Genomic DNA, 23,354 nt, shown 5'->3' with positions numbered 1-23,354 from the left:
CGCACCCGGTGCACGGCCCGGTGTCGGTGCCCCGTCCCACGATTCCCCGATGGCGTCCAGCCCCGCGACAAAGGCGACGGTCGCCGTCGACCGCACGACGGCCTTGCGGCACCGCGTCCGGGTGCAGCAGCTCGACCGGGCACCCGGGTCCGCCACCGACCCCACGGACGCCACCGTCCTCGACGGGGGTGCGCAGGACACCGGGCCCGACGGCGCGCTCTGGGCCCTCGCCCTGCGCGGGGTGGCGGTCACCGCTGCCGACCGGCCCCCCACGCTCGCCTACGCCTGGACGCTGCGCGGCGCCCCGCACGCGTACCGCCGCGCCGACCTGCGCGAGGTCGAGCACGCCGTGCGCCCCTGGTCCGACGCCGACGCGGCCAAGCGCATGTTCGACGCGGCACGCCCCCTGAAGGCCGCCGGCATCGCGCCCACGCAGGCGCTCGCGCAGGTCGCCCGCGCGATGCGGGAGATCGTCGTGCAGCCCACCGTCAAGGGAGACCTCTCGACGGCGCTCACCGCCGCGATGCCCGAGGCCTACCTGCGCGCGTGCCGCCCCTGCGGCACGACGCACATGTACGAGCAGACGTTCCGCCTCGCCGCGCTGCACGCAGGGCTCGAGCTCGACGCCGGCACGTCACCGCCCGTGCTGCGTCGCATCCCCGGCTGGCCGTCCACGCGCATCGGCGCCACCACGCCCGCCGCCCCCGGGACGCCGTTCGACCTGGTGCGCACGACCCTGCACCTGCTCGGCCCGACCACCCCCCAGCACGTCGCCGCGTACCTCGACTCCCCCGTGCGCGACGTCACCGCGCGGTGGCCGTCCGACGCCGTGGCCGTCGACGTCGACGGTCGACCGTCCCACGTGCTCGCCGAGGACCTCGACGAGCTCGTCTCCGCTGCGACCCTGGTCGGCCCCGCCGCCCGCCTGCTCGGCCCCTACGACCCGATCCTGCAGGCGCGCGACCGTGACCTGCTCGTCCCCGACCAGTCCCGGCGCTCCGCGACGTGGCCCGTGCTCGGCCGACCCGGCGCCGTGCTCGCCGGCAGCGAGGTGGTCGGCACGTGGCGGCCCCGCACCAGCGGCGGTCGGCTCGCGCTCGTGCTCGACCCCTGGGTGCCGTGGGACCACGCGCTCCGCGCCGCGGTCGACGAGCAGCACGCGCTGCTCGCCGCGTTCCGCGGTGTCCGCCAGGCGTAGCGGTGGCTCACGCCCGATACCTCCGGTCGGCGTGAGCCTGCGCTGCGCTCCCGGCGCGTGCGCCGGCGCGCCCCCACCGTCCGCTCCGCTCCGGCTCACGCCCGATACGTCCGGTCGGCGTGAGCCTGCGCTGCGCTCCCGGCGCGTGCGCCGGCGCGCCCCCACCGTCCGCTCCGCTCCGGCTCACGCCTCCACGACGACGGGGATGATCATCGGCCGGCGGCGCAGCTTGCTGGAGGCCCAGCGGCCCACGACGCGGCGCATCACCTGCTGCAGCTGGTGGGTGTCCGTGGCGCCCCCGCGGACGGCGTCCTCGAGGGCCTCCGTCAGCACCGGCAGGATCTCGTCGAACACGTCGTCCTGCTCCGCGACGCCGCGCGCGTGGATCTGCGGACCCGCGAGCACCTTGCCGTCGGCGGACGACACGACCGCGAAGATCGACACGAAGCCCTCGTCGCCGAGGATCCGACGGTCCTTGAGCTCGACCTCGGTGATCTCGCCTACGCTCGACCCGTCGACGTACACGTAGCCGCACGGCACCGCCCCGACGACGCGCGCGCGCCCGTCGACGAGGTCGACCACGACGCCGTCCTCCGCGAGGACCACGCGGTCCGCCGGCACGCCGGTGCGCACCGCGAGCGCGGCGTTGGCGATGAGGTGGCGCACCTCGCCGTGCACGGGCATCACGTTGCGCGGACGCAGGATGTTGTAGCAGTAGATGAGCTCGCCCGCGCTGGCGTGCCCGGAGACGTGGACCTTCGCGTTGCCCGAGTGCACGACGCGCGCCCCCAGCCGCATGAGGCCGTTGATGACGCGGAACACCGCGTTCTCGTTGCCGGGGATGAGGCTCGACGCCAGCACGACGGTGTCGCCGGGCCCGACGGTCACCGGGTGGTCACCGTTCGCGATCCGCGACAACGCCGCCATCGGTTCGCCCTGCGACCCGGTGCACATCAGCACGACGCGCTCGTCGGGGAGGTTCTCGATCCGCTTCTGGTCGACCAGCGCGCCGTCGGGCACCCGCAGGTAGCCCAGCTCGGCGGCGATGCCCATGTTGCGGACCATCGACCGGCCCACGAGCGCCACCTTGCGATCGTTCGCGACCGCCGCGTCGATGACCTGCTGGACGCGGTGCACGTGCGAGGCGAACGACGCCACGACGACGCGCCCCACCGACTCGGCGAACACCTGCTCCAGCACGGGGCCGATCTCACGCTCCGGGGTGACGAACCCCGGCACCTCGGCGTTGGTGGAGTCGACCATGAACAGGTCGACGCCCTGCTCACCGAGTCGGGCGAACGCCCGCAGGTCGGTGATCCGTCCGTCGAGCGGCAGCTGGTCCATCTTGAAGTCGCCCGTGTGCAGCACGGTCCCGGCGGGCGTGCGCACGGCGACCGCGAGCGCGTCGGGGATCGAGTGGTTGACGGCGACGAACTCGCACTCGAACGCCCCGAGCTGCTCGACCTGCCCCTCGCTGACCGGGAGCGTCACCGGGGCGATGCGGTGCTCCTTGAGCTTGGCCTCGACGAACGCGAGCGTCAGCCGCGAGCCCACCAGGGGGATGTCGCGCCGCAGCCGCAGCAGGTACGGGACCGCGCCGATGTGGTCCTCGTGGCCGTGCGTCAGGACGATCGCGTCGATGTCGTCGAGGCGGTCACGGATGTAGTCGAAGTCCGGGAGGATGAGGTCGACGCCGGGCTGGTGGTCCTCGGGGAACAGGACGCCGCAGTCGATGACGAGCAGCCGCCCGGCGTGCTCCAGGACGGCCATGTTGCGTCCGACTTCGCCGAGGCCGCCGAGCGCGACGATGCGCAGCGCGCCCTCCGGCAGGGGCGGGGGCAGCGTCAGGTCCGGGTGCGGGTGACTCATGGAGCTCCTGGGAGATCGGTGGGGGCCGACCGGTGCGTCACGCGCGGTCGGTGCCCGCGACGACGTCGAGCAGGCCGGAGGCCGCCAGACCGGCACGCACGTCGGCCGCCTCGTCGTCGGTGAAGGGCACGAGGGGCAACCGGCACGCGCGGCTGTCGAGGACGCCCAATTCGACGAGCGCGGCCTTCGCGGCGGTCGCCTGGAAGCCTGCGTCGTTCAGCGCCGTGATCGCCGGCAGCAGCGAGCGGTAGACGTCGAGCGCGGTCGCGGCGTCGCCGTCGCGCCACGCGTCGAACAGCCGAGCGAACCCTTCGGGCGCGGCGTGCGTCGCGACGCCGACCAGTCCCACGGCACCGTGGGCGAGGAAGGAGAGGGCGAGGCTGTCGTCGCCGCTGTACCAGGCCAGGCCGGTGCGGACGATCGCGCCCGCGGCGGCGACGACGTCGCCGGTCGCGTCCTTCATGGCGACGACGCGGTCGTCGGCGGCGAGGCGGTCGACCGTGGCGGGGGCCAGGCGCACACAGGCGCGGCCGGGGACGTCGTAGAGCATGACCGGCAGGTCCGTCGCGTCGGCGACGGCCGTCACGTGCGCCACGATCCCCGCCTGCGACGGCCGGGAGTAGTAGGGCGTCACGACGAGCAGGCCGTGCGCGCCCGCCTCGGCCGCCTGCTCGGCCATCCGCACGGCGTGCGCGGTGTCGTTGGAGCCGGCGCCCGCCACGACGTACGCGCGGTCGCCGACCGCCTCGACGACGGCGGCGACGATCTCGGCCTTCTCGGGGGCGTGCGTCGTCGACGCCTCGCCGGTCGTGCCGTTCAGGACGAGCCCGTCGTGGCCGGCGTCGACCAGGTGCCGCGCCAGGCGGACGGTGGCCGCGAGGTCGACGGCACCGTCCGCGGTCATCGGCGTGACCATCGCGGACAGCAGCGACCCGAACGGGTGGGTGGCGGAGGTCACGGCAGGCATGGGCACACGGTACCGCCCTGACCGGTGCCCGCGTGGTGGCATTTCACCCGGTCCGCACCGGACGCGTCGGAGGCTCGCCGGGACCGGCTCAGCGCCGCCAGGTGTCGAACCGGTACCGCGTCCCGGTCCGCGAGACGAGCCACGGGGCCTGCGGCCCGCCGGTGACGAGCCGCCAGCCGGGAGGGACGTCCGGGGCCCGCGTGTCGCCTGCCACGTCGAGGTCCACGACGGTCACCTCGAGCCGGTCGGCACGCTCCACGGCCTGTGCGTAGACCGCTCCCCCGCCGATGACCCACGCGTCGGGATGGTCGGTGAGCGCCGCGTCGAGGTCGTCGACCACCGCGGCCCCCGGCGCCTCGAAGGACACGTCGCGCGACAGCACGACGTTGGCCCGCCCCGGCAGGGGTCGGAACCGCTCCGGCAGCGACTGCCAGGTGGCGCGGCCCATGACGACCGTCCCGCCGGCGGTGAGCTCGCGGAAGTGCGCCATGTCCTCCGGCACGTGCCACGGGATCGTGCCGGCGTCCCCGATGACGCCGTCGGGCGTCTGGGCCCAGACCAGGGCGACCACGGGTCAGACGGCCACGGGGGCGGAGATCGTCGGGTGGTGCCGGTAGCCGACCACCTCGACGTCGTCCCACGTGTACTCGAACAGGGAGGGCGCGCGGCGCAGCCGCAGCGTCGGGTACGGGTAGGGGTCACGGGCGAGCTGCTCGCGCACCTGCTCGACGTGGTTGTCGTAGACGTGGCAGTCGCCGCCGGTCCACACCAGGTCGCCCACCTCGAGGTCCACCTGCTGCGCGATCATGTGCGTGAGCAGCGCGTACGAGGCGATGTTGAACGGCACCCCGAGGAACAGGTCCGCCGAGCGCTGGTACACCTGGCACGACAGGCGCCCGTCGGCGACGTACAGCTGGAAGAACGCGTGGCACGGCACGAGGGCCATGTCGTCGAGGGCCGCGACGTTCCACGCCGAGACGACGTGCCGGCGCGAGTCGGGGTCGGCCCGCAGCTCGGTGAGCAGGCGCGCGAGCTGGTCGACGTGGCCGCCGCCGGGTGTCGGCCACGAGCGCCACTGCACGCCGTACACGGGGCCGAGCTCGCCCTCGTCGTCGGCCCAGTCGTCCCAGATGTGCACGCCCCGCTCGACGAGCGACGCGATGTTCGACTCCCCGCGCAGGAACCAGAACAGCTCCTCGGCGACGCCACGGAAGAACACGCGCTTGGTCGTCACGAGCGGGAAGCCGGCGCTCAGGTCGTAGCGCAGCTGGTGGCCGAAGAGCGAGCGGGTGCCCGTGCCGGTGCGGTCGGCCTTGGGCGTCCCGGACGCCAGGACGAGGCGCAGGAGGTCCTCGTAGGGCGTCGGGACGTCGGGCGCGAGGTCGCCAGTGCCGTGTGCCGGGTCCGTCATGGCGCCATCGTAAACGGGCCACGAGGATGGGGGGATGACCTCGACGCCGCCGTCCACCGTCGCTGCGAACCTGCCCACGGGCGTGCTCGTCGGCGGCCGGTGGCGACCCGCACGCTCGGGGGCGACGTTCGAGGTCGAGGACCCCGCCACCACCCGCCCGATCGCCGAGGTCGCGGACGGTGCCGAGGCGGACGCCCGCGACGCGCTCGACGCCGCCGTCGCGGCGTCCGAGCCGTGGCGCCGCACCGCGCCCCGCGTACGCGCCGACCTGCTGCGCGCCGTGTTCGACACGATCACGGCCCGCGCCGACGACATCGCGGCGCTCGTCACCGCCGAGGGGGGCAAGCCGCTGGCCGAGTCGCGTGCCGAGGTGGCGTACGCGGCCGAGTACGTGCGCTGGTACGGCGAGCAGGCGGTCCGCGTCGAGGGCCTCGCCCGGCGGGCGCCCGCAGGGACGCACCACCAGCTCGTCCTGCGCCGGCCGGTCGGGCCCGCGCTGCTCATCGCGCCGTGGAACTTCCCCATCGCGATGATCGCGCGCAAGGTGGCGCCGGCGCTGGCCGCGGGCTGCACGTGCGTCGTCAAGCCGGCGCAGCTGACGCCGCTGACGACGATCTACGTCGCCGAGCTGATCCGCGCCGAGCTCGAGGCGCGCGACCTGCCCGTCGGCGTCCTCAACGTCGTGCCCTCGTCGTCCGCGCGGCGCATCAGCGAGCCGCTGCTCGCCGACCCGCGGCTGCGCAAGCTGTCGTTCACCGGCTCCACCGAGGTCGGGGCGGCGCTGCTCGCCGCGGCCGCGCCGTCGGTCCTGCGCACGTCCATGGAGCTCGGTGGCAACGCCCCGTTCCTCGTGTTCGCCGACGCCGACCTCGACGCCGCCGTGGAGGGCGCGCTGCAGGCCAAGATGCGCAACGCCGGCCAGACGTGCGTGGCCGCCAACCGGTTCCTCGTGCACGCGTCCGTGGCCGACGAGTTCGCCGTGCGCCTCACCGTGGCGTTCGACCGCCTGGTCGTGGGGCACGGCGCCGACGAGGGCGTGACCGTCGGCCCGCTCATCGAGCGTGGCGCGGTCGACCGGGTCGCCGAGGTCGTCCAGCAGGCGGCCGACGGCGGGGCGACGGTCCGTACGGGTGGCTCGGCTCCGGCGCGCGAAGGTTACTTCTACCGGCCGACCGTGCTCACGGGCGTCGCCCCGGACGCCCGCGTCGTCACCGAGGAGACGTTCGGACCGGTCGCCCCCGTCGTCACCTTCGGCGACGAGGACGAGGCGCTGCGCCTGGCCAACGGCACCCCGTTCGGGCTCGTCGCCTACGCCTACACGCGGGACGTCGGGCGGGCGATGCGGCTGGCCGAGGAGCTCGAGGCCGGGATGGTGGGGATCAACCGCGGCATGGTGTCGGACGCGAGCGCACCCTTCGGCGGGGTCAAGATGTCCGGGCTGGGCCGCGAGGGCGGCGAGGCCGGGCTCGACGAGTACCTGGAGACCGTGTACGTCGCCCTGTGATGCCCACCGCGACCGCCCGGTCCGGGGCACCGGCGGGCGTCGGGGGTGTGCGACAGTGACCGCGTGACGCCGCCCGACCCGCTGCCCGTCGTGCGTCGGCAGGCGGTCTCGGTGTCGCTCGCGACGGGCCTGTACGGCGTCTCCTTCGGTGCGTTGTCGGTGGCGGCGGGCCTGACGGTCCCCCAGACGATGGCGCTGAGCCTGCTGATGTTCTCCGGCGGGTCGCAGTTCGCGTTCATCGGGGTCGTGGGCGCCGGCGGAGCCGCGGGCGCCGCCGTCGCGTCCGCCGCGCTGCTGGGGGCACGCAACGCGTTGTACGGCGCGCAGCTGACGCCCTTGCTCGACCTGCCGTGGCGCTGGCGCGGGCCGGCCGCGCACCTGACGATCGACGAGTCGACGGCCGTCGCCACCGCGCAGCCGACGCGGGTCGCCGCCCGCGTCGGGTTCTGGTGGACCGGGGTCGGCGTCTTCGTGCTGTGGAACCTGTTCACCCTGCTCGGGGCGCTCGCCGGTGACCGCCTGGGCGACCCGCGCACCTACGGCCTCGACGCAGCGGCGGGCGCGGCGTTCCTGGCGCTCGTCTGGCCGCGGCTCGCGGGTCGCGCCGCGCAGGGCGTCGCCGCTGCGGCCGTCGTGGTGGCGCTCGCGACGACACCCGTGCTGCCGACCGGCGTCCCGGTGCTGCTGGCCGCTCTCGTGGCCGTCGTCGTCGGGCTCGTCACGTCCGACCGCCCCGCGACGGAGACGACATGACCGCGCTGTGGGGCGCCGTCCTGTTGGCGGGGCTGGCCTGCCTGGCGATCAAGCTCGCAGGTCACGTGCTGCCCGAGCACTGGCTCGCGCAGCCGCGGGTGGCCCGCGTCGCGGCGCTCGTCACGGTCGCGCTGCTGTCCGCGCTCGTGGCGGTGCAGACGGCGACGAGCGGCGGCGAGGTCGTCGTGGACGCGCGGCTGCCCGCGCTGGCCGTCGCGGCCGTGGCGCTCGTGCTGCGCGCACCGTTCATCGTGGTCGTGCTGCTCGGCGCCGTGACGGCCGCCGGGCTGCGGCTGCTCGGCATGCCCTGACGTCGCTGGCCGGCGAGCGCGCACGTCGGCGGCTCCTGGTGGCGCGGATGCCGCCGAAGGTCGAGCTGGGCAGGGCCGGGCGGGGGCAGTCGCGGTCCGTACGTGGCCCGCGGGCACCGGGTTAGGCTCACCGGGTGCTGCCCACCGCCGACGTGTCGGTCCGTCCCGCGATCCCGGGTGACGAGACCCGCATCGCCCGCATCCAGCTCGCGGCCTGGCGCGTGTCCCACGCCGAGGTCCTCGGTGAGGTCGTTCTCGACTCCCTCGACGAGCAGGCGTTCGTCGCCCAGTGGCGGCAGGCCGTGACCGCGCCGCCCGGACCGGGCTACCACGTGCTCGTCGCGTGCGACGGGCCCCGCGTCGTCGGCGTCGCCTCGGTCGCACCGGTCGCGCCCTCCGATCCGATGCAGGCCCCGGGCGGTGTGGTCCTCGCGCTCGAGGTCGACCCGCCGGACCAGCGCTCCGGCCACGGGTCCCGCCTGCTGGCCGCTGCCGTGGACCTGCTGCGGGCCGACGGGGCGGACCAGGTGCAGACGTGGGTCGTCGACGGCGACGCGGCGCGCGAGCAGTTCCTGTCCGGGTCGGGCCTGGGGCCGGACGGCCGCACCCGCCGGCTCGCGACCGGTCCGGGCCCGGACGAGGAGGCGCACGTCGTCACCGAGCACCGCTGGTACGCGGGCATCTGACCCCGGGGCGGTCCCGTCGAGCAGGTCAGATCCCGTCGGAGCAGGTCAGGGCAGGTCGGGGCTCGCGGGACGCCCCTTGTGCAGGCGGCTCGCGGTGCGCAGCGCCGCCCGCGCACGTGAGCGGTCCCCCGCCGCGTCGTACGCGAACGCCAGGTGGTACCAGGCGCGCCACTCCCCCGGCTCCTCCTCGACGCGTGCGCGGTGCGGGTCGAACGCCGCCCGCGCGGCCGCACGGTCGACGCGTCCGCCGGGTGAGCGCGGCAGGTCGTCCACCGGCAGCTCACCGGCCGCGGCCAGGACGTCGGCCATGCGCTGCACGTCGAGCGCCAGCAACCACTCGCGTGCGATCAGCCCGAGCACCAGCAGCGGCCCCACGAGCAGCGCGAGGCCCAGCACGACCCCGATGGTCTCGCCCGTCCGGACGAGCTGCACCGCCCGCAGCGCGACCAGCCACACGTAGATCGCGAGCAGCGCCGTCAGCGCGAGGGCGGCGACCAGGCCGGTGCGACGGCGTCGCGCGGGCCGCTGCTCGTTCACGCCTGCAGCCCCAGCAGCTCGTCCAGCCCCACCGTCAGGCCCGGGACGTCCGCGACGCGCCGCACGGCCAGCAGCACGCCGGGCATGAAGCTGACGCGGTCGAACGAGTCGTGGCGGATCGTCAGCATCTCGCCCGGGTTGCCCAGCAGGATCTCCTCGTGCGCGACGAGCCCCCGCAGCCGGACGGCGTGCACCCGCACCCCGTCGACGTCCGCGCCGCGCGCGCCGTCGAGGCTCTGCGTCGTGGCGTCCGGCACGGGGCCCAGGCCTGCAGCGGCGCGGACCGCCGCGATGCCCTGCGCGGTGTGGCGTGCCGTCCCCGACGGTGCGTCGACCTTGTCCGGGTGGTGCAGCTCGACGACCTCGACGGACTCGAACCAGCGGGCGGCCTGCCGTGCGAACGACATGGCCAGGACCGCGCCGAGCGCGAAGTTCGGGGCGACGACCACGCCGACCCCGGGCACGCGCGTCAGGTGGTCGCGCACGCGACCCAGCGCGGCGTCGTCCCACCCGGTCGTGCCGACGACGGCGTGCACGCCCGCGTCGACGAGCGTGTGCACGTGCTGCTCGGTGACCGACGGCACCGTGAAGTCGACGGCGACCTGCGCACCCGCGTCGACGAGGGCCCGCAGGTCGTCACCGACGTCGAGTGCCGCGACGAGCTCCAGGCCGTCGGCCGCGCGGACGGCGTCCACGGTGGTGGCGCCCATGCGCCCTGACGCTCCCAGCACGGCTACGCGGATCGGTTCGCTCACGGCACGGAACCCTAGCGGCCGCCCGCTGCCAGACGCTGCGCGAGGTGCTCGGCGAGACGCCGCAGCTCGACCGGGGGCAGGCCGCTGAACCGTTCGACCTCGCGTGGCGGGTAGCCGGCACCGACGAACCACTCGATCGCGGCGACCGTGGCGGCGGCGTCGACGGGCCCGGCGCCGACCGACTCGCGCACGAACGTGCTGAACCGCACGGCGGACAGGTACTGCGCGGGCGCCATGCCTAGCAGGTGCGCGCACCAGCGGTGCAGCTCGCCCAGGCTCGTGGCCACCTCGCGGGCCACGTCCGTGGCGCGGACCAGCCCGCGCCGCTCGTCGACGTACCGCAGGGCGTCCTCGAGGTGGTCGAGGTCCGCGCCCGAGCGGCGGGGCAGCGCCGCGAGCCCGGCGAGCACCGCGGCCACCGCGGCGTCGTCGTCGCCGGCGGCGAGCACCTCACCGGCCGACGTCACGACCTCGGTGCCGAGCACCTCCCCGAGCGGGAGCCACGTGTCGGCGACGGGGCGCGCCTCGCGCAGCCGCGCCAGGCCGAGGGGGTGCAGCTGCACGCCGAGCCGGGCCACCGGTCCGGTCTGCTCGGCGACCACGACGCGCGTCCACGCGCTGCGCAGGCCGTCCCGGTCGGGCGTGCGCTCCCCCGTCAACGGGTCGACGACCTGGCCTCCCGTGCCGCGCACGACCTGCACCAGTCCCCGGCCGTCGGGCAGCAGCACCTCGGTGTGCGGGCTCCCACCGTCGTGGCGGGCGACCCAGGCGTGCTCGGCGATGCCGGCCAGCGCGGCGGGCACGGGGAAGCGGCGGTACGAGTCCACGGCGACGACCATGCCTCATCATGCCGCGCGCGGGGCCCGCACGGGGCAGGTCAGTCGCCGAACGGTCCTACCCGCACGACGCTGCGCGGTGCCCCGGCCAGCTCGGCCGCGAGCTCCTGCACCTGCGGTGCGGTGACGGCCCGGATGCGCTCCAGCGACTCGTCGAGGTCGAGCAGCTCGCCGTGCACCAGCTCGGCCCGACCGAGGCGGCTCATCCGCGACCCGGTGTCCTCCATGCCGAGCACCAGACCGCCGCAGAGCTGCCCGATGCTGCGCGCGAGCTCGGAGGCGCCCATCGGCTCGTCGGCCATGCGCTCGAGCTCCGCGACCATGAGCGCGGTGACCTCGTCGACCTTGCCGGGCGTGCACCCCGCGTACAGGCCGAACATGCCCGTCTCCGCGTGGCCGCTGGCGAAGGAGTACGTCGAGTAGGCCAGACCACGCTTCTCGCGGATCTCCTGGAACAGGCGGGACGACATCCCGCCGCCGAGCGCCGCGCTGAGCACCGACAGGACGAACCGACGTTCGTCGGTCGCGTTCAGGCACGTGCCACCGACGATGACGTTGGCCTGCTCGGTGGGACGCCGGACCGTCAGCTCGACACCGGGCGTCGCCGCACCGGGCGCGCCGACAGGTCGACGGCCCGCCGGGACTGCCGCGGCGTCGAGCGCCCAGCCCCCGGCACGCAGCGCCGCCTCGACCTGCGCGCACAGCGTGTCGTGGTCGATGCCGCCGGCAGCGGTCACGACGAGCGTGTCGGGTCGGTAGTGCTCGCGGTAGTGCTCCCACACGGCGTCGCGCGGCACCGAGCGGATGGTGTGCGGGGTACCCCCGATGGGGCGGCCGAGCGGGGTGTCGCCGAAGACCGCGGTGGCGAACTGCTCGTGGGCGACGTCCGACGGGTCGTCGTCGTTCATCGCGAGCTCCTCGAGGATGACCCCGCGCTCGGTCTCCAGCTCGTCCACGTCGAGCCGGGCCGACGTGACCATGTCGGCGATGACGTCGAGGGCCATGGGCACGTCCGTGTCGAGCACCCGTGCGTAGTAGCACGTGTGCTCCTTGCCGGTCGCGGCGTTGGCCTCGCCACCGACGGCGTCGAACGCCTCCGCGATGTCCATGGCCGACCGGCGCGCGGTGCCCTTGAACAGCAGGTGCTCGAGGAAGTGCGTCGAGCCGAAGTGCCCCGACGTCTCGTCACGGGACCCGATGCCGACCCACGCACCGACGGTGGCCGAGCGAAGCCCGGGCATGACCTCGGTCAGGACCCGGACCCCGCCGGGCAGGACGGAGCGCCGCACGGCGGCGCCACCGTCCTGCCCGACGACGAGCTCGGCACCCGGTGCCCCGGGTGCGACGAGCGGCAGGATCTGCGGCACGTCAGGCGTCGGCGGTCGCCGGCTCGGCGGCCGGCTGGCCCTCACCCTCGGCCTCGTCGAGCACCGCGTGCAGCGACAGCTTGCCGCGCGGGTCGATCTCGCCGATCTCGACCTGGACCTTCTGGCCGATCGCCAGGACGTCCTCGACGTTCTCGACGCGCTTGCCACCGACGAGCTTGCGGATCTGCGAGATGTGCAGCAGACCGTCCTTGCCCGGCGACAGCGACACGAACGCGCCGAAGGTCGTCGTCTTGACCACGGTCCCGACGAAGCGCTCGCCGATCTCGGGCATGTGCGGGTTGGCGATCGCGTTGATCGCCGCCCGCGCGGCCTCCGCCGACGGACCGTCGGTGGCGCCGATGTAGACCGTGCCGTCGTCCTCGATGGAGATGTCGGCGCCGGTCTCCTCCTGGATCTGGTTGATCATCTTGCCCTTCGGGCCGATGACCTCGCCGATCTTGTCGACCGGCACCTTCACCGAGATGACGCGAGGAGCGAACGGGCTCATCTCGTCGGGCACGTCGATCGCCTCGGCGATGACGTCGAGGATCGCGAGGCGCGCCTCCTTGGCCTGCGTCAGCGCGCCGGCGAGGACCGAGGTCGGGATGCCGTCGAGCTTGGTGTCGAGCTGGATCGCGGTGACGAACTCCCGCGTGCCGGCGACCTTGAAGTCCATGTCGCCGAAGGCGTCCTCGGCACCGAGGATGTCGGTGAGGGCCGCGTAGCGGGTCTCACCGTCGACCGTGTCGGAGACCAGACCCATCGCGATGCCCGCCACGGGCGCACGCAGCGGGACACCGGCGTTGAGCAGCGACAGCGTCGCGGCGCAGACCGAGCCCATCGACGTCGAGCCGTTGGAGCCCAGCGCCTCGGAGACCTGACGGATCGCGTAGGGGAAGTCCTCGCGGGCCGGCAGGACGGGGACGATCGCACGCTCGGCGAGCACGCCGTGGCCGATCTCGCGACGCTTCGGCGAACCGACGCGGCCCGTCTCCCCGGTGGAGTACGGCGGGAAGTTGTAGTGGTGCATGTAGCGCTTGCGCGTCTCCGGGGAGAGCGAGTCGATCTGCTGCTCCATGCGCAGCATGTTCAGCGTGGTGACACCCAGGATCTGGGTCTCGCCGCGCTCGAACAGGGCCGAGCCGTGGGCGCGGGGCAGGACCTCGACCTCGGCCGAGAGCGTGCGGATGTCCCGCAGGCCGCGACCGTCGATGCGGAAGCCGTCGGTGAGGATGCGGTGGCGGATCAGCGTCTTCTGGAGAGACCGGTACGCCGCCGAGACCTCCTTGTCGCGACCCTCGAACTCCTCGGCGAGCTCGGCCTGGACCTCGCCCTTGATCTCGTCGAGGCGCGTCTCGCGCTGCTGCTTGTCGGCGATCGTCAGCGCGTCGGACAGGCGCGTCGTGGCGGCCTGCTCCACGGCGGAGTACACGTCGGGCTGGTACTCGGGGAACGTCGGGAAGACCTTGGTCTCCTTGGCCGACGACGCGGCGAGCTGCTGCTGCGCCTCGCAGATCGCGCGGATGAACGGCTTGGACGCCTCGATGCCCTGGGCGACGACCTCCTCGGTCGGCGCGACACCGCCGCCGCCGTGGATGAGGTTCCAGGCGCCCTCGGGCGCCTCGGCCTCGATCATCGCGATGGCGACGTCGTCGCCGACGACGCGGCCGGCCACGACGAGGTCGAACGTGGCGCGCTCGCGCTCGGAGTAGCGCGGGAACGCGATCCAGTGGCCGTCGACGAGCGCGAGGCGCGTCGCGGCGACCGGGCCGGAGAACGGCAGGCCGGACAGCTGCGTCGACATCGACGCCGCGTTGATCGCGAGCACGTCGTACGCGTCGTCGGGGTTGATCGACAGGACCGTCACGACGACCTGGACCTCGTTGCGCAGGCCCTTGACGAACAGGGGACGCAGGGGGCGGTCGGTCAGCCGGCAGGCCAGGATCGCCTCGGTCGAGGGACGGCCCTCACGGCGGAAGAACGAGCCGGGGATCTTGCCGGCCGCGTACTGGCGCTCCTCGACGTCGACCGTCAGGGGGAAGAAGTCGAACTGCTCACGCGGGTGCTTGCCGGCCGTCGTGGCCGACAGGAGCATCGTGTCGTCGTCGAGGTAGGCGACGGCCGAGCCGGCGGCCTGCTTGGCGATGCGGCCCGTCTCGAAGCGGATGGTGCGGGTGCCGAAGCGACCGTTGTCGATCGTGGCCTCGGCGAACTGGATCTCGGGACCCTCCACGGGTGCCCTCCTTGTTCTCGAAGGCGCCGCCCTGCCCCGCGGCGGTCTTCGACCGTGGTACCCGGACACGTGTTCCGAGGGCCACTACCGAGGACCGGACGAGCGGGGTCGGCGCGGTGGTTGAGCTGGTGGTGCGGTGGTGCACGTCAGGCCGCCCCGACGGGGCGGGCCCGACGCAGGACCAGCCCGGACCGACACGGTCCGGGCTGGTGCGGGTCGTTCAGCGACGCAGGCCGAGCCGCTCGATGAGGGCGCGGTAGCGGTTGATGTCGACCTTCTGCAGGTAGCCCAGCAGACGGCGACGGCGCCCGACCAGCAGCAGCAGGCCGCGCCGGCTGTGGTGGTCGTGCTTGTGCACCTTGAGGTGCTCGGTGAGGTCCTTGATCCGATGCGTCAGGACCGCGATCTGGACCTCGGGCGAGCCCGTGTCACCCTCGTGGGTGGCGTACTCGGTCATGATGGACTGCTTGATGCCAAGGTCGAGCGGCACGGTGCTCCTCAGGTGTCTCGTTGCGCGGTGCGCCGGGGCATGTCCACCCGGGCTCTCTCGGTCCGCGGCCGGTCGTACGGCGTGGACAACCCTACCAGTGCCCGCCGTTCATGCCGTCACACCGGGTCCGGCGACGCGAGCCCCAGCTCCCGTCGCACGTCGTCCACGTCCGCCGCCATCTGCTCGAGCAGACCCTCGACCGAGTCGAACCGCAGCGTCGGGCGCAGCCGACCGACCAGCTCGACGACCACCTCCTCGTCGTAGAGGTCGAGATCCGTGCGGTCGAGCACGTAGGCCTCGACGCGGCGGACGCGCCCGCCGAACGTCGGGTTGGTGCCGATCGACACCGCGGCGGGCAGCAGCCGGTCGGCGGCGGGGACCGGTGTGCCGTCGGGACGCTCCGCACCACGCCGCAGCCACCCCGCGTAGACGCCGTCGGCAGGCACCATCCCGACCGACGGACCCAGGTTCGCGGTCGGGTAGCCGAGCTCGCGCCCGCGCGCGTCGCCGTGCACCACCACCCCCCGCACCCGGTGCGGCCGGCCGAGCACGTCCGACGCAGCCCGCACGTCGCCCGCGGCGAGCAGCTCGCGCACCCAGGTCGACGACCAGCGGCGGTGCGCAGGAGCGTCAGGGCCGTCCCCGGGGCGGACGTCGTCGATGACCTCGACGACGAACCCGTGGCGCTCCCCCAGGGTGCGCATCGTCGACAGGTCGCCGGAGTTCTGCCATCCGAAGCGGACGTCACGGCCCACGACGACCGTGCGCGCGCCCAGCCCGTCGACGAGGTACCGCTGTGCGAACTCCTGCGGGCTCTGCCGGGCGAAGTCCAGCGTGTACGTCACCAGCAGGACCGCGTCCAGCCCGGTGGCCGCCAGCAGGTCGAGCCGGTCGGCGTCCCCCAGCAGCAGCGGGGGTGCCTCCTCGGGGCGGTGGACCTGGGCGGGGTGCGGGGTGAAGGTGACCGCGACGGCGTGCGCACCCGCGGCGCGCGCATCCTCGACCATGCGCGTGAGCACCGCGACGTGTCCGCGGTGCACGCCGTCGAAGTTGCCGAGCGTCACGACGGACGGCCCCCACCCGATGGGCACCTGCGACACGTCGGTCCAGACCTGCACACCCGCTCCCGTCCACGTCGGCCCGCCCGTCGCGGGGCCCGGCGGACAAGCCTGCCACGCCGGGCGCCGACGCACGGCACCGCCCGTCCCCGACGCGAGCGCGCGGGGACGGGCGGTGCGTGCTCTCAGCGGAACCGCGGCGTCAGGCGCGCACCGTCGGTCGCGACCGTCCCGACCGTGTTGGTGAACACCGCGCGGTACTGCGTGCCGTACGCGAGCGGTGTGACGAGCACCCGCAGCGTCGTGCTCGTCGCGAACGGCACCGTGATCCACTGGCCGCCGCCCCAGCGCACCTGCCAGCGCACCGTCGGCGCGGGCTGCCCGCTCGCGGCGGCCGTGAAGGACACGAACGTGCCCATCCGCCCGGTCACGTCGGTGGGGTGTCGGACGACCACCGGTGCCTGCTGCGTGACGACCAGCCGCGCGACCTGGGTGGTCGCCGTGCCGGACGCGTTGGTGAAGACCGCGCGGTACTGCGCGCCGGCGGTCTTCGACGTCGCGACGACCGAGAGCGTCGTGGACGTCGCCCCCGGCACGTCACGCCACTTCGCGCCGTCGCGCACCTGCCACTGCACGGTGGGAGCCGGGGCCCCCGACGCGGCCGCGGTGAACGTCGCCGTCGCACCGAGCGCCACGGTGGCGTCGGTGGGCTCGGCCGTGATCGCGGGTGCGACCGCGCCGAGCGCGCCGTCCTTCTGGTCGGCCGCGAACGAGGCCACCCACGACATCGCCGAGTTCCAGTTGACCGTGATCTCGTTGGACGCCCACGAGCTGATCTCGTCGAGGTAGCACATGGCCGGCGCGCAGCCCTGCGACAGGGTCGCCTGCATCGTCGGGTCCCACGTGCCGGTCATCGAGTTCGGCCCACCGGCGAGCGATCCCGGGGGCGGGTGCGGCAGCGCGGGGTCGAGCTGCGCGGCGAACCAGCGGGAGTGCTGGTTCTCGGACGACACGGTCCCCCAACCGGTCACGTACGACTGGTTGAGCGCGTTGCGCCCGAACAGGTAGTCCAGGCCCTCGAGGGTGCCGTGCAGGTACTGCTCGTCGCCCGTGAGGTCGTACGCCGTGGCGATCACGACGAGGATGTTGGCGACCGAGGAGTTCGAGCCCCAGTCGTACGCGCCGCCCGTCGGCGAGTAGACCGAGCCCCAGGGCTGGGCCGCCTGCGCCTCCAGGTAGGCGTCCGCACCGGCGACGACCGACGCGCGGACCGCGTCGCGGTCCGGCAGGGCGTTCGGCACGGTGGCGAGCGTCAGGCGCCCGAGGGCCGCCGTGCCACCCCAGTGGAAGCCGCCGGGGCCGAACACGTCACCGGTGTGGTGCTCGTTCGCCGTGAGCTCGTCCGCGAAGCGCTGCTCGGCGGTGGTCACGTACAGCTCGGCAGCCGCCCAGTAGAACTCGTCCGACACGTCGGAGTCGTTGTACGGACCGCCGCCGTCGCTGCCCGCGGCGGCGGGCGCGTAGACGTCGGGGTGCGCGAGCGCGGCCTCGTACGTCGAGCGTGCCGCCTCGAGCAGCGTCGCCGCGAACTCCTCGTCGTACTCGGCGAACAGCCGGGCACCCTGGGCAGCGGCCGCGGCGACGTTGAGGGTCGCGGCGGTCGACGGCCGGTGCAGCGAGCGGACCTGCGGGTCGTCTGCCGGCATGAGCGGCAGCCCCGTCCAGCCCTCGTCGTGGATCTTGTGGTGCACCATGCCGGCGTACTCGCCGGACGGCACGACCATCTTGAGCATCCACTCCAGCTCCCAGCGTGCCTCGTCGAGCACGTCGGGCACGCCGTTGCCGTGCTCGGGCAGGTCCAGCGTGCCGTCGTCGAGCGCTCCCGCGGTGGCGCCGGGTGCGTGCAGCGTGCGCTCGTAGGTGGAGAGCAGCTGGGCGACCGAGATGCCGCCGTTGACGACGTACTTGCCGTGGTCGCCCGCGTCGTACCAGCCGCCGGTGACGTCGAGCGTGTAGTCGCACGTCCAGCCGTCGTAGTAGTCGCGCGGTCCGATGCACGGCACCTCGGTGTCGCCCTGGTTGGGCGCGACGCCCACGTGCCCTGCCTCGCGTGCGTACTCCTCGCCCACGATGGAGGCCTCGATGTCGATCCCCGAGCGCGCGAGGTAGAAGTAGTTCAGCGCGTCGTAGCGCAGCTGCGCGTACAGGTCCTCGGCGATCGCGAACGGGTGGCTCGTCTCGCCGTCGGCGACGAGCGTGAGCCCGGAGCCGGTCGTGGTGACGTCGGAGAAGTCGATGACGTGCACGTCCTGGCCGGACGACGCGTCCGCGCCCACGGGCTGCGACTCGCCCGCGGCGAGCTCGTAGCCCGCGGCGTCGAGCAGCTGCCACGCCACGGCGTCGGTCGCTTCGGTGACCAGCGTCGCGCGCTTGGGGGCGTGCGGCAGGTAGCCGACCTGGTTGACGCGGACCCGCGGGCCGGTGTCCGGCTCGTACGGGGGCGGCGGTGTGGCGGTCGAGGTCAAGGACACCTCCGTGAGGCAGAACGTGTACCCGTCGGTCTTGCCGAGGTGGATCGCGACCTGACCGGGCGCCTCACCGTCGGCGGGGAACGTCAGGGCCGACGTGAACGGGTAGGTCAGGGTGGTGGTCTCGGCCGCCAGCGGCGCGGCCGCCTGCTCGAGGACCGTGCGGTACGCCCCGCCGCCCTCGCCGACGATGACACGCACGGGCGTCGCGGGCTCGGTCCGTCCGGTCAGCGACAGGACGTAGTTCTCGCCCTCCTCGATCGGCAGACCGGTGAACGACAGACCGGCGTCCCAGGGGTTGGCGTTGCCGCCGGGCACCTCGACGCACATCTCGCCGTCCGCGAAGACGGGGTCGCCCGTGCCGTACAGGCCCCAGGGGCCGAGGCTCTCGGCGAACGACGTGTGGGGCAGCAGCTCGCTGTCGCTGCTCAGCACCACGTCGTCGAGGCAGAAGGTCCAGGCCTCGGCGGTGAACCCGCCGAGCTGGAACGCGATCTGCCCCTCGGGCGACTCGTCCGTGGGTGCTGCGGGGTAGGACGCGGTCGCGGTGAAGGTCTCCTCGACCGCGGTCGGCTCGGCCGTCAGGGCGGGGCTCGTGTCGAGGACCGTGCCGTAGGGCGCGCCGTTCTGGCCGACGAGCGCACGGATCGTGACGTCGGTGGACGCGCTGGCCGTGTAGGAGAAGGTGTAGGTCGCGTCCTGCTCGACGGCCACGCCGTTGAGCACGACGCCGACGCCGTACTGCGCGGAGCCCGCGGGCACGTCGACGCACAGCGCACCAGTGCTGGTGTCGATGTCACCGTCCGTGCCGTACGCGATCCACGCGCCCGGCCCGTCGTCGAAGCCGACGTCGACCGCGGCCGCGGGCAGCAGCCCGACACCCACGAGCACACCGGCACTGATGATCGCTGTCGCCGCGCGTGGCGCGCGGCGGTTCCCTCGAGAAACCACGTCGTCTCCCCGTCGATTAGGGAGCGCTCCCACACCTCGGCGTGCGGTGCGCTCGTCCTGCGACCGTCAGGCTAGGTGCGAACCCGACGAACCGGAAGTAGGTCGATCGTCCCACTTCGGGTCGAATCGTTTCGTGCCGTCGCCACCGGAGCCGTCAGGTCGCCGGCGCGAACACGACCGCCGGTCGCAGCAGCGGGCCACGCCGCTCGACGACCGCGACGAGCCCGCCGTCCGGCCCCAGCGCCGCGACCGGCCCGTCGGGCTCGTCCGCCGGCACCACGCCCTGCCCGTAGGACAGCGCCCGCGCGTCGGCCTCCGTGAGCTCCCGCACCGGCAGGACGGACCTCGCCGCGGCGGCGAGCGGCTGCACGGTCACGGCCTCGTCGTCGGGTGTGGTCGCCAGGTCGTCGAGCGTGCGCGCCTGCGCGATCCCGAACCCCCCGACGCGGGTGCGGCGCAGCGCGGTCAGGTGCCCCCCGACACCGAGCGCCGCTCCCAGGTCCCGGGCGAGGGCGCGGACGTACGTGCCGGAGGAGCACGTCACCTCGACGTCCACGTCGAGCACCGCGTGGCCGTCGACCACCGCCGGTCGCACGTCGAGGACCGCCAGGCGCGCCACGTGGACGGCGCGCGACGCCAGGACGACGTCCTCGCCGGCGCGGACGCGCGCGTAGGCGCGCTGCCCGTCGACCTTGATCGCGGAGACCGCGCTGGGCCGCTGCTGGATGTCGCCCGTCAGCGCGGCGACGGGGGCCTCGAGGTCGCCGCGCACCAGGTGCGCGGCGTCGACCTGCTCGAGCACCTCCCCCTCGGCGTCGTCGGTGGTCGTGACCACGCCCAGGCGCACCGTGGCGGTGTAGTCCTTGTCGGCGCCCGTCACGTACGTGAGCAGCCGGGTGGCGCGCCCCACACCCAGGACGAGCACGCCCGTCGCCATGGGGTCGAGCGTCCCGGCGTGACCGACCTTGCGGGTCGAGGCGAGGCGACGCACGCGCGCGACGACGTCGTGGCTGGTCCACCCGGCGGGCTTGTCGACGACGAGCACGCCGTCCTGCGCCGTCGGGCGACGCGGACCGGGCGCCGGGCGCTCCCCGGTGCGGTGCGCGGGGGCGCTCACGCGCGCGACCCGGCGGCCGACAGGGCGCGCGTCACGCACTCGAGCAGGGCGTCGACGGCCGCGGACTCACCCCGGTGCTCGGGCGTCCGCACGGCGTACAGGACGTTGAGGAGCATGCCCTGCGCGACGAACGTGCGCGCCTCGTCCTCGCCCGCACCCGTGCGCTCACGGAACAGCTCGAACGCCTCGCCGAGGGTCTGCCGGGCACGCCGGGCGACCTCCTCGTCGTCGGCGAGGAAGCCGTGCATCACCAGCCGCAGCAGGTCCCGGTCCTCGAGCATCGCCGCGTACGCCCCGGCCATGTCGCCCCCGGCGTCGGGTCCCGGCGCCGGGGCGCCGAGGGTGTCGAGCACCTCCTGGGTGGCCTGGCGGTGCGTGGCGACGAACAGCTCGCGCTTGGACCCGAAGAGCCGCACGACGTACGGCTGGGACACGCCGGCGGCGCGGGCGATCTCGTCGGTCGTTGCGGCGTAGCCGTGCTCGGCGAAGACGTGACGTGCCGCGAGCAGGATCTGCTCCCGACGCTGGTCACCGGTCATGCGGGTGGCCGCCTCGTCGCGGCTCGGTGCGGTGGACATGTTGACATGTTATCAGCGGATGCCTACGGTCTCGCAGTAAGTAATCATTCGATGCCAACCGAGGAGCCCGTCGTGACCGTCAGCCCGCCTCTGCCGCCACCCGTCGTCCGCCCGCCTGCCTCGCGGGTGCGCACACCCGTCGGCACCGCCCTCGCCCTCGTCGCCGCGTCCCTGCCGATGTTCATGGCGACCCTCGACAACCTCGTGATGACCACCGCGCTGCCCGTCCTGCGCACCGAGCTGTCCGCGTCCCTCGAGCAGCTGCAGTGGATGGTCAACGCCTACACGCTCGCGTTCGCGTCGCTCATGATCGCCGCCGCCACCCTGGGTGACCGGTGGGGCCGGCGTCGCGTGTTCGTCGGCGGGATCGCGGTGTTCGCGCTCGCCTCCGTCGCGTCCGCGCTCGCCACCACCGCGGAGATGCTCATCGCGGCACGCGCCGTGCAGGGCGCGGGCGCCGCGGCGGTCATGCCGCTGTCGCTGACGCTGCTCGCGGCCGCCGTCCCCGCCGCACGTCGTGCCATGGCGATCGGCGTGTGGGGCGCCGTGTCGGGCATGGGCATCGCCCTCGGCCCCGTCGTGGGCGGTGCCGTCGTCGACGGCCTGTCGTGGCAGGCCATCTTCTGGATCAACGTCCCCGTCGCGATCGTCGCGGTGCCGCTCGTGCTGCGCGCGCTGCCCGAGTCGCACGGCAGGCGACAGCGCCTCGACCTGCGCGGGCTGGCCCTGGCCGCGACGGGCGTGCTCGCCACGGTGTGGGCGATCGTGCGCGCCGGCGACCACGGCTGGGACTCCGGCCCCGTCGTCGGCGGGCTCGTGCTGGGTGTCGCGCTGCTCGTGGCCTTCGTGCGGCACGAGGGCCGCACCACGGACCCGCTGGTGCCGCTGCGGCTGTTCCGGATCCGCTCGTTCGCGGTCGCCAACGCCAGCGTCGTGCCGTTCTCGGTCGGCGTGTTCGGGCTGGTGTTCCTGCTCTCGCAGTACCTCCAGATCGGCCTGGGCCACAGCGCGCTGGAGGCCGGCTTGCGCACGCTGCCGTGGACGGCGGCCCCGATGCTCGTCGCCCCCCTCGCCGGCGCGCTCGCACCCCGTCTCGGCGTGCGCCCGCTCCTGGCGACGGGGCTCGCGCTGCAGGCCGCGGGCCTGGCGTGGCTGGGGCTGCTCGTCGGCGACGCCACGACGTATGCCGGGCTCGTCCCGGGGCTCGTGCTCGCCGGGGTCGGCATGGGCCTGACGTTCGCACCGTCCGCGACCGCCGTCCTGGCCGACGTCGCCGGTGCGGACCACGGGACGGCGAGCTCCGTCAACGCCACCCTGCGCGAGGTCGGCGGCGCTCTCGGGATCGCAGTGCTCGTGGCGGTGTTCCGCGCCGGTGGGGGTGAGCTCACGCCGGACGCGTTCGCGGTCGGGCTGCGCCCCGCGGCGCTGGTCGCAGCGGCGGTCGTCGCCACCGGCGCCGTCGTCGCGCTCGCGATGCCGCGGTCGACCGGACGAGCGCTGCCGACGTCCGTGCCGGCGTCGGCGACCGCGCAGGCGTAGCCGGCTCGCGTCTGACGCACCCCACGTACGACGACGGGCCCCGTCCGGCGACCGAGGTCGCGGGACGGGGCCCGTGTCGTCCGTGCGATGCGTCAGACCGCCGCGTCGTCGTCCTCGTCGGGACGACGGTACGGGTCTTCCTCGCCGGCGTACGCCGCACCGGCTGCCAGCCGGGCGACCTCGGCGTCCCGCCGGGCTGCCTCGGAGAGCGCCTCCTCGAGGTGCGCTGCCGTCTCCGGCACCGCATCGAGGTGGAAGGCCAAGGTCGGTGTGAGGCGGATGCCCGTCTGCTTGCCGACCTCCGAGCGGATGAGGCCCTTGGCGCTCTCGAGCGCCTTCGCCGACCCCAGCCGCGCGTCCTCGTCCCCGAGCACCGTGTAGAACACGTCCGCGTGCTGCAGGTCACCGGTGACACGCACGTCCGTCACCGTCACGAACCCGAGCCGCGGGTCCTTGACCCGCGTGTCGATCATCTGCGCGACGACCTGCTGGACCCGCTCCTGCAGCTTCCGCGCCCGCCCTGAGTCGGCCATGTGTCATGCCTTTCTTCCAGCCCTCCCCCACCGGGGGCGTGAGGGCGCGACGACTGACGAGGGTGGCCGCAGGGAGCGGTGCGGCGGGCCGTGGTGGGCCTGGCACGGGCCGCCAGGCCCGCGGTAGGCCCGC

At 74.2% G+C, this 23,354-nt stretch carries 21 protein-coding genes; 6 read left to right on the top strand and 15 right to left on the bottom strand.

Annotation, left to right across the window (positions count from 1 at the left end):
* The first annotated feature begins 49 nt into the window (after positions 1 to 49).
* Positions 50 to 1,198, top strand: a complete 1,149-nt coding sequence (locus OKX07_RS08295; RefSeq protein WP_265631352.1) for a winged helix DNA-binding domain-containing protein — start codon at positions 50 to 52, stop codon at positions 1,196 to 1,198.
* A 183-nt stretch (positions 1,199 to 1,381) separates the two neighbouring features.
* Here the strand turns inward: OKX07_RS08295 and OKX07_RS08290 are convergent, their stop codons facing one another.
* The 4 genes from OKX07_RS08290 to OKX07_RS08275 all read right to left on the bottom strand — a co-directional run bounded on the left by OKX07_RS08290 (position 1,382) and on the right by OKX07_RS08275 (position 5,445).
* The gene (locus tag OKX07_RS08290) at positions 1,382 to 3,067 is read right to left on the bottom strand and encodes a ribonuclease J (RefSeq protein ID WP_265631351.1); all 1,686 of its coding nucleotides are present in this window, start codon (positions 3,065 to 3,067) and stop codon (positions 1,382 to 1,384) included.
* A 37-nt stretch (positions 3,068 to 3,104) separates the two neighbouring features.
* On the bottom strand, positions 3,105 to 4,034 hold the full coding sequence (gene dapA, locus OKX07_RS08285) for a 4-hydroxy-tetrahydrodipicolinate synthase (protein ID WP_265631350.1): 930 nt from the start codon (positions 4,032 to 4,034) through the stop codon (positions 3,105 to 3,107).
* A gap of 88 nt (positions 4,035 to 4,122) precedes the next feature.
* On the bottom strand, positions 4,123 to 4,605 hold the full coding sequence (locus OKX07_RS08280) for a dihydrofolate reductase (RefSeq protein WP_265631349.1): 483 nt from the start codon (positions 4,603 to 4,605) through the stop codon (positions 4,123 to 4,125).
* A gap of 3 nt (positions 4,606 to 4,608) precedes the next feature.
* The gene (locus tag OKX07_RS08275; protein ID WP_265631348.1) at positions 4,609 to 5,445 is read right to left on the bottom strand and encodes a thymidylate synthase; all 837 of its coding nucleotides are present in this window, start codon (positions 5,443 to 5,445) and stop codon (positions 4,609 to 4,611) included.
* 34 nt (positions 5,446 to 5,479) lie between these two features.
* Here OKX07_RS08275 and OKX07_RS08270 point away from each other — a divergent pair, with 34 nt between their 5' ends.
* The 4 genes from OKX07_RS08270 to OKX07_RS08255 all read left to right on the top strand — a co-directional run bounded on the left by OKX07_RS08270 (position 5,480) and on the right by OKX07_RS08255 (position 8,699).
* The gene (locus OKX07_RS08270) at positions 5,480 to 6,949 is read left to right on the top strand and encodes an NAD-dependent succinate-semialdehyde dehydrogenase (RefSeq protein WP_265631347.1); all 1,470 of its coding nucleotides are present in this window, start codon (positions 5,480 to 5,482) and stop codon (positions 6,947 to 6,949) included.
* Between the two features lie 63 nt (positions 6,950 to 7,012).
* Positions 7,013 to 7,702, top strand: a complete 690-nt coding sequence (locus tag OKX07_RS08265) for an AzlC family ABC transporter permease (RefSeq protein ID WP_265631346.1) — start codon at positions 7,013 to 7,015, stop codon at positions 7,700 to 7,702.
* On the top strand, positions 7,699 to 8,013 hold the full coding sequence (locus OKX07_RS08260) for an AzlD domain-containing protein (RefSeq protein ID WP_265631345.1): 315 nt from the start codon (positions 7,699 to 7,701) through the stop codon (positions 8,011 to 8,013). The genes OKX07_RS08265 and OKX07_RS08260 overlap by 4 nt, the downstream gene beginning before the upstream one ends.
* Before the next feature lie 134 nt (positions 8,014 to 8,147).
* Positions 8,148 to 8,699 carry a GNAT family N-acetyltransferase gene (locus OKX07_RS08255; protein WP_265631344.1) on the top strand — a complete coding sequence of 184 codons (552 nt, stop codon included), beginning with the start codon at positions 8,148 to 8,150 and terminating at the stop codon, positions 8,697 to 8,699.
* Between the two features lie 45 nt (positions 8,700 to 8,744).
* Here OKX07_RS08255 and OKX07_RS08250 read toward each other — a convergent pair whose 3' ends face one another.
* From OKX07_RS08250 to OKX07_RS08205, 10 genes are all read right to left on the bottom strand, one after another.
* Positions 8,745 to 9,236 carry a hypothetical protein gene (locus OKX07_RS08250; RefSeq protein WP_265631343.1) on the bottom strand — a complete coding sequence of 164 codons (492 nt, stop codon included), beginning with the start codon at positions 9,234 to 9,236 and terminating at the stop codon, positions 8,745 to 8,747.
* Positions 9,233 to 9,991, bottom strand: coding sequence for a 4-hydroxy-tetrahydrodipicolinate reductase (dapB, locus tag OKX07_RS08245; RefSeq protein ID WP_265631342.1), 759 nt, complete (start codon positions 9,989 to 9,991; stop codon positions 9,233 to 9,235). The genes OKX07_RS08250 and dapB overlap by 4 nt, the downstream gene beginning before the upstream one ends.
* Before the next feature lie 11 nt (positions 9,992 to 10,002).
* Positions 10,003 to 10,830: a hypothetical protein gene (locus OKX07_RS08240; protein WP_265631341.1), complete on the bottom strand. Its 828-nt coding sequence runs from the start codon at positions 10,828 to 10,830 to the stop codon at positions 10,003 to 10,005.
* A 38-nt stretch (positions 10,831 to 10,868) separates the two neighbouring features.
* Positions 10,869 to 12,194: a M16 family metallopeptidase gene (locus tag OKX07_RS08235; RefSeq protein ID WP_265631340.1), complete on the bottom strand. Its 1,326-nt coding sequence runs from the start codon at positions 12,192 to 12,194 to the stop codon at positions 10,869 to 10,871.
* 1 nt (position 12,195) lies between these two features.
* On the bottom strand, positions 12,196 to 14,427 hold the full coding sequence (locus OKX07_RS08230; protein WP_265631339.1) for a polyribonucleotide nucleotidyltransferase: 2,232 nt from the start codon (positions 14,425 to 14,427) through the stop codon (positions 12,196 to 12,198).
* Between the two features lie 220 nt (positions 14,428 to 14,647).
* A complete protein-coding gene (gene rpsO / locus OKX07_RS08225) occupies positions 14,648 to 14,884 on the bottom strand; it encodes a 30S ribosomal protein S15 (RefSeq protein WP_416220868.1) in 237 nt (78 codons plus the stop codon).
* A 149-nt stretch (positions 14,885 to 15,033) separates the two neighbouring features.
* Positions 15,034 to 16,035, bottom strand: a complete 1,002-nt coding sequence (locus OKX07_RS08220; RefSeq protein WP_265631337.1) for a bifunctional riboflavin kinase/FAD synthetase — start codon at positions 16,033 to 16,035, stop codon at positions 15,034 to 15,036.
* Positions 16,036 to 16,160: 125 nt separating this feature from the next.
* Positions 16,161 to 19,454 (bottom strand): glycoside hydrolase family 9 protein, encoded by a 3,294-nt coding sequence (locus tag OKX07_RS08215; RefSeq protein WP_265631336.1) that lies wholly within the window; start codon positions 19,452 to 19,454, stop codon positions 16,161 to 16,163.
* A 154-nt stretch (positions 19,455 to 19,608) separates the two neighbouring features.
* A complete protein-coding gene (gene truB / locus OKX07_RS08210) occupies positions 19,609 to 20,571 on the bottom strand; it encodes a tRNA pseudouridine(55) synthase TruB (RefSeq protein WP_265631335.1) in 963 nt (320 codons plus the stop codon).
* Positions 20,568 to 21,149: a TetR/AcrR family transcriptional regulator gene (locus tag OKX07_RS08205; protein WP_265631334.1), complete on the bottom strand. Its 582-nt coding sequence runs from the start codon at positions 21,147 to 21,149 to the stop codon at positions 20,568 to 20,570. Before OKX07_RS08205 ends, truB begins: the two co-directional genes overlap by 4 nt.
* Positions 21,150 to 21,155: 6 nt before the next feature.
* On the opposite strand from OKX07_RS08205, the gene OKX07_RS08200 reads away from it, so the two are divergent.
* Positions 21,156 to 22,688, top strand: a complete 1,533-nt coding sequence (locus tag OKX07_RS08200) for a DHA2 family efflux MFS transporter permease subunit (protein WP_265631333.1) — start codon at positions 21,156 to 21,158, stop codon at positions 22,686 to 22,688.
* 92 nt (positions 22,689 to 22,780) lie between these two features.
* Here the strand turns inward: OKX07_RS08200 and rbfA are convergent, their stop codons facing one another.
* A complete protein-coding gene (rbfA, locus tag OKX07_RS08195; protein WP_265631332.1) occupies positions 22,781 to 23,221 on the bottom strand; it encodes a 30S ribosome-binding factor RbfA in 441 nt (146 codons plus the stop codon).
* Between the last annotated feature and the right edge of the window lie 133 nt (positions 23,222 to 23,354).

Source organism: Cellulomonas sp. S1-8 (assembly GCF_026184235.1).
GTDB lineage: Bacteria > Actinomycetota > Actinomycetes > Actinomycetales > Cellulomonadaceae > Cellulomonas.
Note: the sequence above shows the minus strand (reverse complement) of the source record. Positions and strands in the feature narration are given on the sequence as shown.